Origin of the sequence: Fusobacterium ulcerans ATCC 49185 (genome assembly GCF_900683735.1) — a bacterium.
GTDB classification, from domain to species: domain Bacteria; phylum Fusobacteriota; class Fusobacteriia; order Fusobacteriales; family Fusobacteriaceae; genus Fusobacterium_A; species Fusobacterium_A ulcerans_A.
Genome location: NZ_LR215979.1, coordinates 1,305,422 through 1,321,459, shown reverse-complemented (window position 1 = coordinate 1,321,459; position 16,038 = coordinate 1,305,422). Strand labels below are relative to the sequence as shown.

The 16,038-nt window shown below is 29.6% G+C and carries 14 protein-coding genes; 7 read left to right on the top strand and 7 right to left on the bottom strand.

What is annotated here, in order from left to right; translation table 11 throughout:
• Positions 1–41: 41 nt before the first annotated feature.
• A complete protein-coding gene (locus E0E45_RS05950) occupies positions 42–887 on the top strand; it encodes a DMT family transporter (protein WP_130890322.1) in 846 nt (281 codons plus the stop codon).
• On the opposite strand, the gene E0E45_RS05945 is transcribed toward E0E45_RS05950, so the two are convergent.
• The 4 genes from E0E45_RS05945 to E0E45_RS05930 all read right to left on the bottom strand — a co-directional run bounded on the left by E0E45_RS05945 (position 880) and on the right by E0E45_RS05930 (position 3,968).
• Entirely contained in the window at positions 880–1,590 is a 711-nt protein-coding gene (locus E0E45_RS05945) for a 2-phosphosulfolactate phosphatase (RefSeq protein WP_130890321.1), read from the bottom strand. The genes E0E45_RS05950 and E0E45_RS05945 overlap by 8 nt on opposite strands.
• A gap of 178 nt (positions 1,591–1,768) precedes the next feature.
• Positions 1,769–2,494: a basic amino acid ABC transporter substrate-binding protein gene (locus E0E45_RS05940; RefSeq protein ID WP_130890320.1), complete on the bottom strand. Its 726-nt coding sequence runs from the start codon at positions 2,492–2,494 to the stop codon at positions 1,769–1,771.
• 42 nt (positions 2,495–2,536) lie between these two features.
• Positions 2,537–3,265, bottom strand: coding sequence for an amino acid ABC transporter ATP-binding protein (locus tag E0E45_RS05935; RefSeq protein ID WP_130890319.1), 729 nt, complete (start codon positions 3,263–3,265; stop codon positions 2,537–2,539).
• Complete coding sequence (locus E0E45_RS05930) at positions 3,258–3,968, bottom strand: amino acid ABC transporter permease (protein WP_096402805.1); 711 nt, start codon at positions 3,966–3,968, stop codon at positions 3,258–3,260. Before E0E45_RS05930 ends, E0E45_RS05935 begins: the two co-directional genes overlap by 8 nt.
• A gap of 495 nt (positions 3,969–4,463) precedes the next feature.
• On the opposite strand from E0E45_RS05930, the gene asnA reads away from it, so the two are divergent.
• From asnA to E0E45_RS05915, 3 genes are all read left to right on the top strand, one after another.
• Positions 4,464–5,447 (top strand): aspartate--ammonia ligase, encoded by a 984-nt coding sequence (gene asnA / locus E0E45_RS05925; protein ID WP_130890318.1) that lies wholly within the window; start codon positions 4,464–4,466, stop codon positions 5,445–5,447.
• Between the two features lie 264 nt (positions 5,448–5,711).
• Positions 5,712–6,626: an AEC family transporter gene (locus E0E45_RS05920; protein ID WP_130890317.1), complete on the top strand. Its 915-nt coding sequence runs from the start codon at positions 5,712–5,714 to the stop codon at positions 6,624–6,626.
• A 474-nt stretch (positions 6,627–7,100) separates the two neighbouring features.
• Positions 7,101–10,280 (top strand): autotransporter outer membrane beta-barrel domain-containing protein, encoded by a 3,180-nt coding sequence (locus E0E45_RS05915; protein ID WP_130890316.1) that lies wholly within the window; start codon positions 7,101–7,103, stop codon positions 10,278–10,280.
• Positions 10,281–10,353: 73 nt separating this feature from the next.
• On the opposite strand, the gene E0E45_RS05910 is transcribed toward E0E45_RS05915, so the two are convergent.
• Positions 10,354–11,685 carry an MATE family efflux transporter gene (locus E0E45_RS05910; protein ID WP_130890315.1) on the bottom strand — a complete coding sequence of 444 codons (1,332 nt, stop codon included), beginning with the start codon at positions 11,683–11,685 and terminating at the stop codon, positions 10,354–10,356.
• A gap of 98 nt (positions 11,686–11,783) precedes the next feature.
• On the opposite strand from E0E45_RS05910, the gene E0E45_RS05905 reads away from it, so the two are divergent.
• From E0E45_RS05905 to E0E45_RS05895, 3 genes are all read left to right on the top strand, one after another.
• On the top strand, positions 11,784–12,620 hold the full coding sequence (locus E0E45_RS05905; protein WP_130890314.1) for a MerR family transcriptional regulator: 837 nt from the start codon (positions 11,784–11,786) through the stop codon (positions 12,618–12,620).
• A gap of 74 nt (positions 12,621–12,694) precedes the next feature.
• Entirely contained in the window at positions 12,695–13,849 is a 1,155-nt protein-coding gene (iadA, locus tag E0E45_RS05900; RefSeq protein ID WP_130890313.1) for a beta-aspartyl-peptidase, read from the top strand.
• A gap of 18 nt (positions 13,850–13,867) precedes the next feature.
• The gene (locus E0E45_RS05895; RefSeq protein ID WP_130890312.1) at positions 13,868–14,272 is read left to right on the top strand and encodes a YkvA family protein; all 405 of its coding nucleotides are present in this window, start codon (positions 13,868–13,870) and stop codon (positions 14,270–14,272) included.
• A 268-nt stretch (positions 14,273–14,540) separates the two neighbouring features.
• Here the strand turns inward: E0E45_RS05895 and E0E45_RS05890 are convergent, their stop codons facing one another.
• Both E0E45_RS05890 and E0E45_RS05885 read right to left on the bottom strand, forming a co-directional pair.
• On the bottom strand, positions 14,541–15,296 hold the full coding sequence (locus tag E0E45_RS05890) for a class I SAM-dependent methyltransferase (protein WP_130890311.1): 756 nt from the start codon (positions 15,294–15,296) through the stop codon (positions 14,541–14,543).
• A 24-nt stretch (positions 15,297–15,320) separates the two neighbouring features.
• Complete coding sequence (locus E0E45_RS05885) at positions 15,321–16,037, bottom strand: ABC transporter ATP-binding protein (RefSeq protein ID WP_096402797.1); 717 nt, start codon at positions 16,035–16,037, stop codon at positions 15,321–15,323.
• Position 16,038: the final 1 nt, after the last annotated feature.

The following is a 16,038-nucleotide window of genomic DNA, read 5'->3' as shown; positions in this document are numbered from 1 at the left end:
GATATAAAAATTAAAAATATATGGCAGTATGGGAGGAAGAAATGAACAGGCAGTTAAGGGCAAATTTCTTTGTAGGGTTAGTAGCTTTATTTTGGGGGTCTACCTATTTTTTAACTAAAATAGGAATAGGACTGCTGGAACCTTTTAATCTTACTTCATTAAGATTTGGAACAGCTTTTTTGGTAACAGCTCTATTTTTTCACAAAAGGATATTAAAAGCTGATAAAGTAACTTTGAAATATTCAATTATACTAGGTATGCTTGCATTTATATCAGTATTAAGTATGACTATTGGTGTAAAATATACAAGTGCTTCTAATGCAGGATTTCTTATAAGTCTTTCTGTAGTGATGATACCTGTGATATCAGTTATTTTTTTAAAGAAGAAGATAAAATTCAAATTACTTGTCAGTGTTATTTTAGCAACTATTGGAATAATTCTTCTCACTTTGAATGATCAGCTTACTATCAATAAAGGGGATTTATTATGTATTATCTGTGCCCTTGCCTTTGCCTTACAAGTATTAGTTATGGAAAAAATTCCTAAAAATGCAGATTCAGTAGCAATAGGTGCTTTGCAGATGGGAATAGTGGGAATACTAAACATGACAATTTCATTAGTTACTGAAACTTTTAAAGTTCCACATAATATAGAAATATGGATTGTCATAGTGATCTTGGGAATATTTTGTACTGCAGTATGTTATATCATGCAGATATATGCTTTAAAAGATACAAGTGCCATACAGGCTGGAATAATTTTATCCCTTGAACCTGTATTTTCAGCACTTTTTGCCTTTATATTTCTTGGTGAACTTCTCACAATGAAGGGTTACATAGGAGCAGTTTTATTGTTTATAAGTGTTATTTTAGCTGGAGTTATTTAGTTATAACTCCATTTTTATATTCTGGAACTATATCAAACATGTCCATAGTAAAACAGTGGTTCATATCACCATAGAAACCTATAGTTTTTAAATATTCAAAATGCTTACTTCCTTCAAGAGTCTTTTCTATTCCCAAAGATGTTTCAGCTAATCTTTTCATAGCAAGACTGATATCAGTGAGATGAATATTCTTATTTTTTTCTTTTGCTCTCTTTATTATTTCCCCAGCACATAACGCATCATCTAAAGAAAAATTATTATCAGTACCAGAACAGATTATTACAGTATCAACATTCTCTTCTAATATTTTTTTAGCTACACTTTCTACATTTAAAAAGGCTGCTATAAAAAGTTTTTTAGAACCATTAGCAGAATTTTCAATAGCTCTTGTTCCATTGCTTGTTGTCATAAACATATCTTTTCCTGCTACTGCTTCCTTAGTATATTCCAATGGAGAATTTCCAAAATCAAATCCTTCTATCTTCAGTCCTTTTCTCTCTCCACCTAGGACAAAAGATTTAGATTTTTTTGAGTTTTCCAATACACTTTCAATATCTTTATAGGGATATACTGCCTTTGCTCCATTTGCCAAAGCTGTTATCATTACACTTGTGGCTCTAAGTACGTCTATAATTACTACGATTTTATCTTTTATTTTTTCAGATTGTATATCTGCTGCAGTTAAAATTACATCTATTTCCATTTCTCTTCTCCTTATGTAGGTTTATATAATAATTATATCACTTTTATCAAAAAAATGAAGAGAATGAAAAGTATTTTCAAAAATATAGCTATAAAAAATAAACAGCCTCTGTCCAATGACTATAGAACTTCAGCTGTTTAAAATTTTAAATTAGTTATTTAAATTATCATTATGCTTCTTAATTAAAATATTTTTGAATAAGTTTGTCATAAGTTCCATTTTCTTTAAGTTCACTAAGAGCTTTTTCTACTTTTTCTAAAAGTGCTTTATCATTTTTTCTAACTGCAATTGCATATTCTTCCTGTTCTGCATCAGCATCAGCTAAGACTAAACCTTTATTTTGTGCAACATAATTTTTAGCTGGTTCAGAATCTAATACTACAGCTTCTATTTTATCAGCTTTAAGAGCCATAATTCCTGCATAAGCAGCATTGAATCTTTCGATTTTTACTCCATCAATTTCACTGACTACCATATCTCCAGTAAATCCAAGCATAACTCCTACTCTTCTTCCTTTAAGATCATCAAAAGATTTTATAGAAGTATTTCCTTCTTTTACTATAATTACTTGACTAGCAGTATAATAAGGCTGTGTAAAAGATACTGTTTTCATTCTTTCTTCATTGGCAGTCATTCCAGCTATTACCAAGTCAACTTTTTTCATTTGAAGTGCTGGAAGCAGTCCATCAAAAGCCATATCAACTATTTTTATATCTGCATCTACCAATTTTCCAATCTCTTGAACTAAGTCCATATCAAAACCAGTTATTTTTCCATCTTCAAGATACTCAAATGGTGGAAATTCTGCATTTGTTCCCACATATATTTTTTCTTTTGCCAATGCTGTTGCTGATAAAGACAATACTATTGTTCCCATAAATAATAATTTTAATAATTTTTTCATAATTTACCCCCTCCTTATATCTTCTATTAAACTACAATTTTCTTATTTATTCAAGACTTTCTCTAAAAATTCTTTTGTTCTTTCATGTCTTGGATTATCAAATAGTTCAGCAGGGGTAGTATCTTCTAGTATATCTCCTCTATCCATGAAAAATAATCTATTTGCAACATTTCTTGCAAATCCCATTTCATGTGTTACAATAAGCATTGTCATTCCCTCTTTTGCCAATCCTCTCATAACATCAAGAACTTCTTTAATCATTTCTGGGTCAAGAGCAGAGGTAGGTTCATCAAAAAGCATAACTTCTGGCTCCATAGCAAGAGCTCTTGCTATGGCTATTCTCTGTTTTTGTCCTCCAGAAAGTTGGTTAGGATAAGCATCAGCTTTTTCTCTTAAACCTACTTTATCTAATAAAGCCATTGCTTTCTTGTTGGCATCTACCTGTGAATACCCTTTTAATTTCATAGGTGAAAGAGTAAGATTTTCTAAAACAGTCTTATGAGGAAAAAGGTTAAAATGTTGAAATACCATTCCTACTTTTTCACGAACTTTATTGATATCAGTTCCTGGAGCCATAAGATCTTCTCCTTTTACATAAATATGTCCTGCTGTAGGTTCTTCAAGTCTGTTTAAACATCTTAGAAAAGTAGATTTTCCACTTCCAGAAGGGCCTATTATTGCTACTATATCACCTTTATGTATTTCTGCACTTATATTTTTTAATACTTCTAGTTTTCCAAAATTTTTATATAAATTAGCTACTTTAATCACTTACCTTCAACCCCTTTTCTATTCCTCTCATAAATTTAGTAAATACAGCTGTTAATATTAAATATATCAACCCTACTGCCAATAAAGGTTCTACTCCTCTATATGTCTGACTTGTGATAATATTTGCTGATCTCAATAAATCTACTCCTCCAATGAATCCTACAATAGATGTTTCTTTTAATAAAGTAATAAATTCACTAACTAATGCTGGAAGTATTTTCTTTACAGCCTGTGGTATAATTATCTCTTTCATAGCAATTCCATAAGGCATTCCCAAAGCTCTTGCTGCTTCCATTTGTCCTTTGTCTAGTCCTTCTATACCTGCTCTTATTATTTCAGCAACATAAGCACCTGAATTGATTCCAAAAGATAATCCAGCTATAACAAGTATAGGTGTATCTCTTAAAGCTCCTACAAATATTAAGTTTGCAAGTATCATAAGCTGTACAACTGCTGGTGTTCCTCTTATAAGGTCTACATATGCAAATGCAAGTGATGATATTGGATTGAATTTTTCCCATCCCTTTTTATGTTTTAATGGATAAAAATGTGACAATTCCATAAGAGCAATAAATATACCCAATAATACTCCGATTAGTGCTGCCAGCATAGTTGTCCCTATAGAGAAAGCCAAACCATTTACAATATACATGTATCTGTTTCCTCCAAGAAAAATATCTTTTAGTAATGCTAAATACTCCATTTGTTCCCCCTTCATTTATTTAAATTTTTATTTTTTTTATAAAAAAAAGTACAGCCTTCAAAACAGGTCTGTACTTAAACTCCTAAAAAAATAAAATCAATAGATAAATATCTATTGACCATTCTCATTTTATACTCATGGAAATATATTAAAGAATAAAGATGATTTCCAATCTTTTCAAAGAAAGTTTAATTTTGATCAGCCAATTTTAAAGATAAGGTGATATTCAATTTTCTATTAGTAGATTCCTTATCCTATTATTCCTGAACTTCATTTTCTTTCTCCCTTTAATTTAATTCCTTTATATTTTTTATTATTATACGCCATTACTATTAAAAAGTCAATTCTTTTATTTATGATACTATTTTTTTAATAAATCGTTTTCTTAAAAAATTTTTTCATTTTTTTATTATTTGCTATTGACAACAGACTCAAGTAATGATATCATACTAAATTATATTGAAGTGATAATAATTTAATAAGGAAGTGATTAAAATGAGTTACAAATCAAAACTAGACATCAGGCAGACTGAAGTCGCAATTAAACAGGTAAAAGATTTCTTTGAAAGGGAATTAGCTAAAGAATTAAATTTAACAAGAGTTTCAGCTCCATTATTCGTTAAACCAGAAAGTGGATTAAATGATAATTTAAATGGAATCGAAAGACCAGTAAGTTTCGTCACAAAAGCTGGGGATAAAGCTGAGATTGTTCACTCTTTAGCAAAATGGAAAAGAATGGCACTTCACAATTATAACTTCAATATAGGAGAAGGACTATACACTGACATGAATGCTATAAGAAGAGATGAAGATACAGATTTCATCCACTCATATTATGTTGACCAGTGGGACTGGGAAAAAATAATAGCAAAAGAAGATAGAAAAGAAGAAACATTGAAAGAAATAGTTGGTGGGATATATGAAGTATTTAAAAAAACTGAAGATTATGTTAATTCATTATATCCTGAACTAGACAAAAAGATACCTGAAAAAATAACATTTGTTACTGCTCAGGAATTAGAAGATAAATATCCTCTTCTTACTCCAAAGGAAAGAGAACATGCAGCTGCCAAAGAGTATGGAGCAATATTCCTCATGAAAATAGGAGGAACACTTAACTCAGGAGAAAAACATGATGGAAGAGCTCCTGACTATGATGACTGGGAATTAAATGGAGATATAATCCTTAACTATGATCCTTTAGGAATAGGATTAGAGCTTTCATCTATGGGAATAAGAGTAGATGAAGATTCATTAGTAAAACAATTAGAAATAGCTGGATGTGAAGATAGAAAAGAATTAGATTATCATAAAAGACTTATCAACAAAGAGCTTCCATACACTATTGGTGGTGGAATAGGACAATCTCGTATCTGTATGTTCTTCCTTGATAAACTCCATATAGGAGAAGTACAAGCTTCTATGTGGCCAAAAGAAGTTCATGAGATCTGTAAAAAATTAAATATTCATCTTTTATAAGAATTTCAATAATTATTTTATATTCAAAAAAGTTGATTAATCAGGCTTATTTTATTAAAAATACAAAACTTATTCCATTATAATAGTTGTATTTTTTAGTATTTAATTTCCCTATATTAATCTGACTTTATCTCATAAATTACACAATTATTTATGTTTTATAAAGCCAAAATAGAAATAGATGTCCTCTCATTTAATTGAGAGGATTTTCTTTTGTAAAAAAATATGGTAAAATATTCTGATAAAACTAAGGGGGAGAAAAAATTGATTACTTATATTTTATTAAAACAAATAATAATAATGTTTATGCTTATGGGGGTAGGTGCTGCACTTTATAAATTAAAATATATCACTGATCAAGGAGCAAAGGAATTTGGAAATGTTCTGCTTCGTATAATTATACCAAGTGTTATTATAAAATCATACATAGTAGAATTTACTCCAGAAAAATTTAGAGATATGTGGATGTCAACTGGACTGGCTCTTCTTGGGCTTCTTTTGGCAATGGCTGTTTCTGCTGTTGTCTATGGTAAAAGAAAACCAATTGAAAATTTTGCTTCATCATATTCAAATGCTGGATTTATTGGAATTCCACTTACACAAGCAGTTTTTGGCAGTGAAGCTGTTTTTTATGTAGCTGCTTATGTTACTCTTTTAAATCTTTTTCAATGGACTTATGGAGTGTTTATAATGACAGGAGAAACTGAAAACATAAAGCCTAAAAATTTAGTTACTAATCCAATGTTGGTAAGTATGGTCATAGGACTTGTAATATTTCTTTTATCTATTCCAGTACATGAAACAGTTGTAAAAACAATAGGGTTTCTTGCTTCAATGAATACTCCTGTTGCTATGCTGGTACTAGGTGTATTTCTTGCAAAAGCTGATATAAAAGATATTTTTCTTGATTATAAAATTTATCCATGTATGGCTATGCGTCTTTTAGTTATTCCACTGATAACTTTAGGAGTATTTTATTTTCTTCCAATAGATAATACTACTATGGTAATGTCAGTACTTATTGCTGCTTGTACTTCTGTAGGAGGAAATATAGCAATATTTGCACAACAGTATGACAGAAATTATTTACTTGCTATAAAAACAGTTTGCTTAAGTACTATCCTTTCTATCATTACAATACCTTTATTTTTTATGGTTGTACAAATGTTATATATGTAGAGATAAAATTTCATTTTTTAAGAAGTTATTTATGAAAAATTATTATGATTAATTGATAAAAATTTTTAATAGAAAATTATATATTAAATATTTAAAAACGCCTTTGAAGAGGCGCTTTTTTAATTTAAATAATTAGGTTAAAATTATTTTTTAAAACTAATAATCATGCTCTATATAGAATAAAGTCCTCTTTTATCTATAAAGGCGAACATTTTCCCAATATTTTCTCTATCATTGTAATCTTTAAATTTATAAAAGTCAACATAAAAGATTTTGGAGAAAAAGAGGGTTCAAAAAATGAGATATTAAAAACAGGAAGGTTAGAGCTTCTAAAAGTTCGCCTTTATAGATAAAGAAGAACACTTCTCAGTTACCAGTTAAATTTCTATAAATAAATTCTCAATTTTAATTTGAATTTTAGAATAGAAAATTTAAGAAAAAGTTAAATAAAAATAAACTTGGGAGAGGAAATTTATGATTGAAAAGATTATGAAAGCAGTAAAAAGTAGCAACAAAAAAAGAGGAAGAAAAATAACAATAGGGGCAGTAATTGGATTCCTATTGTCATGCACAGCTGTGATGGGAGCAGATGAAATAGGAGTAAATATAATTGAGAAAAATGGTGAAATAGAAATTGACGATAAAGGTAAATTTTCTGAAAATACATTTGAAAATAATACTTACACTAACAATATGACAATTTCTGCTGAAAATCCTTCAAATGACGCTTATGGAATAAAACTAGCATTATCAAATAAAACTATAAATATAATAAATAATGGCTTAATATCTGGGCATGGTCATGGTTATGGTTATGGAATATCTAATTCAGTTAAAATGGAAAATATAGAAAATATAGGAGTTATAAGTGGTACTGGTTATGGTGTTAGTGGTGGTGCTGGTTATGGAATATTAAATGATAGTTATAGTAAAGAAATGGGAAATATAACAAATGCAGGAATAATAAGTGGTTATGGTTATAGTTATAGTACTAATTATAGTACTGGTTATGGTTATGGAATAAATAATAAATCAGGCACAATTGGAGATATAACAAATACAGGAGTTATAAGTGGTACTGGTTATGGTTATAGTAGTGGTTATGCCTATGGAATATTAAATGATGCTAATACTGAAAAAATAGGAAATATAACAAATATAGGAGTAATAAGTGGTTATGGTATTAGTTTTGGTTATGGAATATGGAATTATAAATATGGTACTGATAGTGAAATAAAAAATATAACAAATACAGGAATAATAAGTGGTTATGGCTATTTAGGTTATGGAATATATAATTATAGTTCAACTACAATGGGAAATATAACAAATACAGGAGTTATTTATGGAAAAACTAATGCTATAAAGAATAATAGTGGAACTATAGGTACATCAAATAATTATGGGATACTTATAAATGGAAAAAATCAAGATGTAAATGATGGGTTAACTAATAGTACCAATTATGGACTTATAATAAGAAATAATGGTAACAATGGAATAGATGCAGGAGTTGGAGGGGAGCAAACTGTAAAATTTGGAACTTCTGAAAGAGAAATGACTATAGAAAACGAAACTGTAAGCAATTCATTTTCTGGAGATAAAGAAAACCATATATTAAATGCTTTGAAAGATACATATAAGACGACTGGTGACAAAAATGATGAAGCTGAAGTAATAGGTTCAATAATCAATGCTTATGGAACAGCAGTTGTATTTGAAGGAGCTGATAAAAAGCTGACTTTATCAGGAACAATAGTGAATGGTGGAATAGATGAGAGTGATCCTGATACTAAAGGTACAGCTATATCAGGAAGTAGCAATGGAGATAATCTAATACTACAGTCAGGAAAAATTAAATATACAAATGGCAACGAAGTTACTCAAAATACTATAGTTAATGGAAATATAAATATGGGAAGGGGAGCTGATACTCTCACAGTAGGAGATGGAACAATAATTAATGGAACTCTTGATGGTGGAGATGAAGATGACACTCTTAATTTTGGAATAAGTTCAGTTGCTAAGTCAAATCCAGCAGAGAGTGAAGGAGTAAGAATCCTACATAATATATCTAATTTTGAAAAGATGAATATAAATGTAAATGTTACTCTATTTGAGAAAACTGTTAATGCTAGTGGAGTAGTAGAAGAATTAAAAATAACAGGTGCAGACAAGATAACAATAGGGGAAAATGGAACTCTTACATTGAGAATAAATAGCAGTAAAATGGGAAGTGCAGATGAAGCAGATAAGATTATGGGTCATGCACTATATGGAAATACAGGAGAAATATCTTCAACTGATGGAGGAAAACTTCTGCTTGCTCTCAATGGGGCAGGAAATAAAGAAATAATAAGTTTTGGAAGTACTAAATTAAATAGCAGTTTAGTAACAGCATGTGAGGGAATGTATTATGAAGATGTAACTTTTGGTACAACATCGTTGATTCATTTTGTAAAAAGAGTAAATGGAACAGAAAATGAAGTAGAAATAACAGTTAAAAAAAATCTTCCTTTAAAAACTTTAAAGTATGAAAAACTAAATAAGATATATCATGGAATTTTAAGTGTTGATGACTTAATAGGGAATTTTAATGTAGATAGTGATGAGAAACTTTCAACATTCTTAGGATACTTAAATGACATCTATGCAAGAAATCTATACTCATATTCAAGTGAACTTTCAAGAAAGTCAGTGGGAATGTTTAGAGATATAGCAGTGGAAAGTCAATTCAAACCAGAACTAAATAAATGGTTGATAATGGGTGGACTAACTCATGTAGATGGAGGAACAAAAGATACATACTATGGTAAAGGATATTATACTTATGACATAGGAAGTTCTGATATGGACGCAGATACTAAGATAACAGGAGCATATATGCTTGGAGAATATGGAGTATCAGATACATTGACTTATGGAGTAGTAATTGGAGGAAACAAACTTAAATCTGATTTGTCTAATGGTTCAAAAGTAGATGGAGATGCGCTGTATATGGGAGCATATGCTAAGAAGTATATTGGAAATCTAAAAGTAACAGGAGGATTAGGGCTACAGTATGGAGATTATGATGCAGATAGATTTGCAGCAGGAAAAGGAATAACAGAAACAAGAAGTTATTCAGATAACTATAATGATATGACATATGATATTTATCTGAATGGAAGATATTCTCATAATCTAGGAGAAAACTTATTCTTAGAACCATACGGAACATTGTCATATACATATGTAGACCAAGAGGGCACAGATGAAGGAAGCAAAGTATTAGCAATAGAAACAGATTCAAAATCATTTGATTATACAGCAGCTAAAGTGGGATTAGACCTTAAAAAAGTAATACCACATGAAAAGGGAAAAAGCACACTTTCAGCAGGAATAAGCTATACAAGACTTCTTACTGGGGCAGATGAAGAGAATATTACAGGAAGATTTAAAGGAGAAAATGCAAGTAACTTTGATATTTTAGTAGCTCACAAAAATGAACACAGCATAGAACTGAATGCTAAGTATACACTTGAACTGGAAAATGGAATTCTGTTTGATGTAAAGGAAAGTTACAATGTAGAAAGAGATTCACACAATGGAAGTGGAAAAAACAGAAACAAAGATGAATGGATAGTAGGTGCAGGGTTAGGATATAAATTCTAGTAAAACTAAAAGGCAGAAATTTATTTTGAGATAATTTCTGCCTTTTCATATAGCTATAATTTTAAATTTTTACTTACTGCATATATCCGTAATTATTTTTCTCTCTTCTTATAAAAAACAAAGATACAAGAATAGATAATATCTCTGCAAAAGGAACTGCCAGCCATATTCCATTCACTTGAAATATCATTGGAAGAAAGAATATTCCTAAAACTATAAAAACTAATGTCCTCATAAAAGAAATTACTGCTGATATCTTTCCATTAGATAATGCTGTGAACAGTGAAGAAGAAAATATATTGTACCCAGCAAAAATATATGTTATTGCAAATAATGAAAAGCCTTTTATTGCAATATCATAAACTTCTGTTCCTTCAGGAGCAAAAAATCCAACAATATATTTTGCAAATATCAATGAAAGAAGAAATACTCCCACTGATGATCCTATAATAAGTTTTGAGCATATATTGAATATTCTTTTTAACTGCTTCTTATTTTGATTTCCATAATTATAGCTTATAATTGGAGCTGTACCCATGGAAAATCCCAAATATACTGCTATAAAAACAAATTGTGAGTAAAGTATAATAGTTATAGCTGCTACTCCCTTTTCTCCCATATATTTCATCATTACTATATTAAAAAGAAAAGTAACTACTCCACTGGAAATATCTGTAACCATTTCTGAAGAGCCATTTATACAGCTTTCTATTATTGTTCCCCAATCTATTTTTACCTTAACAAAGTATAAACTATTTCTCTTTTTTAAAAAATATACTATTCCAAATATTGAAATTATCAAATATCCTGATACTGTTGCCAATGCTGCTCCTACCATTCCCATTGCAAAGGTTTTCATAAATAGATAATCTAATACAGCATTAGTAATACCAGAAACAATAGTCATTCTTAGTCCTAATTCTGGTTTACCAGCTGTTATAAAAAAAGTTTGAAAAAGTATCTGTAATATGAAAAAAGGAGCAAAGAACATGATTATTTTTAAATAATCATAGGAATATTTTTCTAATGCAGGGGAAGCTCCTAAGAATCTTATAATTTCATTTATAAATACATTACCAAAGACTGATATACAGATTCCAATAAATATTCCAGTATATACTATGAGAGAAAAAGTATTTCTTGCTTCTTCATCCCTTCCCTCTCCCATTTTTTTAGCTATAATAGCACTTCCTCCAGCTGCAAACATAATAGCTACTGCATGTATGAAACTTATAAAAGGGTAGACTATATTTAATCCAGAAAGTGCAGTTGTTCCAATAAGTCTTGAGATAAATATTCCATCAACTATTGTGTACAATGACATAAACAGCATCATAATTATTGCTGGAACTGTAAATTTAAGCAGTGATAATAAATTAAATTTTTTTGCTATTGTGTAACTCATTTTTTCCTCCATAATCTATAAAACTATTGAATTTATTGCTTACATCAGATATGATAAGGTATAGTGTAACCCGATAGTCAAGAGGAGAATGAAAAATTATGATAAATAAATCTAATTTATATTTTACTACAGGTGAATTTGCAAAACTTGTAAATGTAACTAAACATACACTTTTTTATTATGATGAGGTGGGGGTATTTTCTCCAATTATAAGAAAAGAAAATGATTACAGATTTTATGCTGTTGAACAGATAGAAGTCTTTGAAGTCATATTAACTTTAAAAGAATTAGGTATGTCCTTAAAAGATATAAAAGAATATATGAAAAATAGGAGTCCTAAAAATTTTATTGCTCTTATGGAAGAAAGAGAAAAAATAATAGATGAAAAAATAATTTATTTAAAAGAGATAAAAAAATTCTTTCATAAAAAGGCTGAAATAGTCAGATCAACTTTAGATATAGACACAGACAAAATAAAAATTGAAGAATACCCTGATGAATATCTTATACCTATAAAAGCTGAAATAAATAATGAAAAAGATATGGCTGTTTATCTGGCAAAACATATTAGATTTTGTGAAGAAAAAAATATATACAGCCCCCATCCTATAAGTGGTATGCAAGACTATGAAAATATTTCTAAGGGAATCTATTACAAGTATTCATCTTTTTATACTAAAATCACTATTGAGCAGCTTCCATTATTACAGAATAATAATATACCCTTTCTTTTAAAAGAAAAGGGGAAATATATTGTTGCTTATCATTCTAAGGGATACTATTCATTAGATGAAGTATATAATAAAATATTTGCCTTTATAAAAGAAAATAATCTGAAAACTATTGGAAATTTCTATGAAGATGTTTTATTAGATGAACTTTCTATAGAAGGATATGAAAACTATATGGTAAAAATATCTATTAAAGTTAAATAATTTAGGCTATGATATTTGCAGTTCATAGGTTATAATAATATTGAAGTTAAATACATATTAAGAAGAGGTGTTTTATGTTTAGATTAATAAAAAATGTTGAAGTATATTCTCCTAAATATCTTGGAGCAAAGGATATCCTGTTCTGTAACAATAAAATAGTAAAAATAGGAAATGATATAAATATTGATGGATTTGATTGTGAGATTATAGATGGAAGTGGAAAAAAGGCTATTCCAGGGTATATAGATCAGCATATTCACATTACTGGTGGAGGTGGGGAAGGAAGTTTTAAAACTAGAGTTCCTGAAGCACCATTATCTAAAATAGTTGAAGCTGGAGTTACTACAGTAGTTGGTGTACTTGGTACTGACAGTACTACAAGAAATGTTGAAAATCTTCTTGCTAAAGCTAAAAGCTTGAAAGAGGAGGGAATATCTTGCTATATCACAACTGGAGCTTATGAATTTCCTTCTCCTACTATTACTGGAACAGTAAAGAGAGATGTTACTTTTATCGAAGAAATAATTGGAGTAAAACTTGCTATTTCAGATCATAGAGCCTCTTTTATCAATGAAGATATTTTAGAGGATTTAGGATCACAAGTGAGAACAGGGGGAATGTTTGCCAATAAAGCTGGAATAGTAGTGCTTCATATGGGAGATGGAAATAGAATTCTTTCTCAAGTATTGAATGTAATTAGAAATTCTGAAATACCAATCAAACATTTTATTCCTACACATGTCAATAGAAAGGCCGAAGTATTTGAAGCAGCTTTAGATTTTGCAAAAAGAGGTGGATATATTGATATTACTTCTTCATTTACAGAGGAAGACTATATGACAGCAGCTAAAGGAGTAGTTGCTGCTCAGAAAGCTGGTGTGCCTTTAGATCGTATTACATTCAGTTCTGATGGATATGGAAGTTTTTCAGATTATGATGCAGCAGGAAATCTTATCAGAATAGGAGCTTCTCCTATAGATACTGACCATGAGCAGATAGTAGAGCTTGTTAAAAAACATGGATTCTCTCTTGAAGATGCTCTACAATTTCTTACAGTAAATCCTGCCAAAGCTCTGAAACTTTATCCTAATAAAGGAATACTGGCTGAAGACAGTGACGCTGATATGATACTGCTAGATGAAAACCTAGATATCAATGATGTTTTTGCACTTGGAAAGCAATTTGTAAAAAATAAAAAGGTTATTATAAAAGGAACATACGAAAATTAATTTACAGCAGGAGGGAAGATGTCAGAGAAAAATATCAATGAAGAAGATATTAATCTTGAAGATGAAAAATATCAGGATAAATATGATGAAAAAACTTTTCTTAATAAACTGGGAAGTGTTGTAAAAAAAGTAGGACTGAAAGGTGTTTACTACTTATTGATACTTTATTTTACTATGAAAAAGAAAGGGATTCCTCCAAAAGAGAAATCAATAATAATAGGTGCTCTAGGATATTTTATTCTACCTCTGGATATACTACCAGATATTACTCCATTAGTTGGGTATACTGATGACTTAATAGCACTGGGACTGGCCATTGCTAAAGTAGCTCCATATATTGATGATGAAGTAAAAGCTAAAGCTAAAAGTACAGTGAAAAAACTTTTTAAAACTAGTGATGAAGAATTGGATAAATTTCTATAACAATGAAGTAATAAAAAAGTTAGTTATATTTATGTTGGAATCTTTATGATGAACATTTTATAGAAAAAGACATATAAATATTTTTAGCAGTTTCAGTTTATTGAGCTGATTTAATGATATAAGACATATTTCTTCTAGTATATAGCAACTAATTTCCAAATTAAAATAGTGAGATTTTAAATAATTAGGGCAGTTAAAATTTTGACTGCCCTAATTACTGATATGCAATGCTGAAAAATTTCTAAAAGTAGATATCTTATTTTTATAATTAAATCTTTTTTGCTGCAATAAATTTTACTTTTGTATTATTTTGATGCTCAGGATTTTTAAAAAGTGTCAAAAGCTCCTGTTTTATTTCTTGTGAAATTTTTTCAGGATAATATTTATTTATATCTAACCTATCCAGACGATTTTTCCACATTTCAAAAACTTCATTACTCATAACTCCTGAAGATGTCAATTCAGTATCTTCAAGATCTTTTTCTGTAATTATTTCCATATTTAATCTTTTAAGAATATTTTTAATTTTTCTTCCTGCCTGAAAATCATATATTCCATTTTCTTTTATATGTTCTTCATATCTTGCAAGTTTTCCAAAATTTTCTTCTGATAAAGGCTGATGCCCTCTTAAAAGATCATCAATTTCTATTAAGGCTATCCATCCTCCAACCTTTAACTTTTCTACCCAGTTTTCAATAACTTTCTTCATATCTTTAGGGAAATAAGCTATTGTAAAACTTGAAAATATTCCATCTAATTCATCTGTAATATAGCCGATATTTGAAATATCATTCTCTACTACATTTATATTTTTTATATTCTTTTCTTTTAGGTTATTGAGGAGATTTTTATTCCTATCAACAGCTATTACATGCTTTACTTTTTCTGAAACTATTTCAGTAAATCCACCAGTTCCACATCCTAAGTCAGCAATAATCTGATTATTTTCTATAGGAAGTAATTCCAATATTTCCATCCATTTACGATATTTCTGTTGTTTTTCATATTCATCTCTCAATTCCATTTCAATCTTTGCTCCTTTTGTCTTCTAAGCACCTAAATATGCTTTTTTAATTTCTGGGTTATTCATAAGTTCTTTAGCATTTCCTTCAAGTGTTATGTTGCCAGTTTCAATAACATATGCACGATGAGATATAGACAGTGCCATTTTTGCATTTTGCTCCACCAATAAGATAGTAGTTCCTGCCTCATTTAGTTTTTTAATTACTGCAAATATTTCTTTTACAAATAATGGTGAAAGCCCCATTGAAGGTTCATCAAGTATTAAAAGCTTAGGTCTGCTCATAATAGCTCTCCCCATGGCAAGCATTTGCTGCTCCCCACCAGAAAGTGTTCCAGCCATTTGATTTTTTCTTTCAGACATTCTTGGGAAAACTTCATAAAATCTGGCACGGTCTTTTTCAAGATTCTCTGGACTATCTTTTATAGTAAAAGCTCCTAATTTTAAATTATCTTTTACCAATAGCCTTGAAAATATTCTTCTTCCTTCAGGAACTTGAGCTATTCCAATTTCACATATTTTATGTGATTTTTCTTTAGTAATATCTTTTCCTTCAAATATTATGTTTCCTTGTTTAGATTGGATAAGTCCAGAAATTGTCTGTAAAGTGGTCGTTTTTCCTGCACCATTGGCTCCAATTAGAGAAACTATTTCTCCTTGTTTTACATTTAGAGAAATTCCTTTTAAAGCATGGATATTGTCATAATATACATGTAAATCTTTTATTTCAAGCATGTTTTCCATG

Excerpts from the sequence above, each read along its gene's own strand:
- E0E45_RS05950 (WP_130890322.1), top strand. The coding sequence starts at position 42 with ATGAACAGGCAGTTAAGGGCAAATTTCTTTGTAGGGTTAGTAGCTTTA.
- E0E45_RS05945 (WP_130890321.1), bottom strand. The coding sequence starts at position 1,590 with ATGGAAATAGATGTAATTTTAACTGCAGCAGATATACAATCTGAAAAA.
- E0E45_RS05940 (WP_130890320.1), bottom strand. The coding sequence starts at position 2,494 with ATGAAAAAATTATTAAAATTATTATTTATGGGAACAATAGTATTGTCT.
- E0E45_RS05930 (WP_096402805.1), bottom strand. The coding sequence starts at position 3,968 with ATGGAGTATTTAGCATTACTAAAAGATATTTTTCTTGGAGGAAACAGA.
- asnA (WP_130890318.1), top strand. The coding sequence starts at position 4,464 with ATGAGTTACAAATCAAAACTAGACATCAGGCAGACTGAAGTCGCAATT.
- E0E45_RS05915 (WP_130890316.1), top strand. The coding sequence starts at position 7,101 with ATGATTGAAAAGATTATGAAAGCAGTAAAAAGTAGCAACAAAAAAAGA.
- E0E45_RS05910 (WP_130890315.1), bottom strand. The coding sequence starts at position 11,685 with ATGAGTTACACAATAGCAAAAAAATTTAATTTATTATCACTGCTTAAA.
- E0E45_RS05905 (WP_130890314.1), top strand. The coding sequence starts at position 11,784 with ATGATAAATAAATCTAATTTATATTTTACTACAGGTGAATTTGCAAAA.
- iadA (WP_130890313.1), top strand. The coding sequence starts at position 12,695 with ATGTTTAGATTAATAAAAAATGTTGAAGTATATTCTCCTAAATATCTT.
- E0E45_RS05895 (WP_130890312.1), top strand. The coding sequence starts at position 13,868 with ATGTCAGAGAAAAATATCAATGAAGAAGATATTAATCTTGAAGATGAA.
- E0E45_RS05890 (WP_130890311.1), bottom strand. The coding sequence starts at position 15,296 with ATGGAATTGAGAGATGAATATGAAAAACAACAGAAATATCGTAAATGG.
- E0E45_RS05885 (WP_096402797.1), bottom strand. The coding sequence starts at position 16,037 with ATGGAAAACATGCTTGAAATAAAAGATTTACATGTATATTATGACAAT.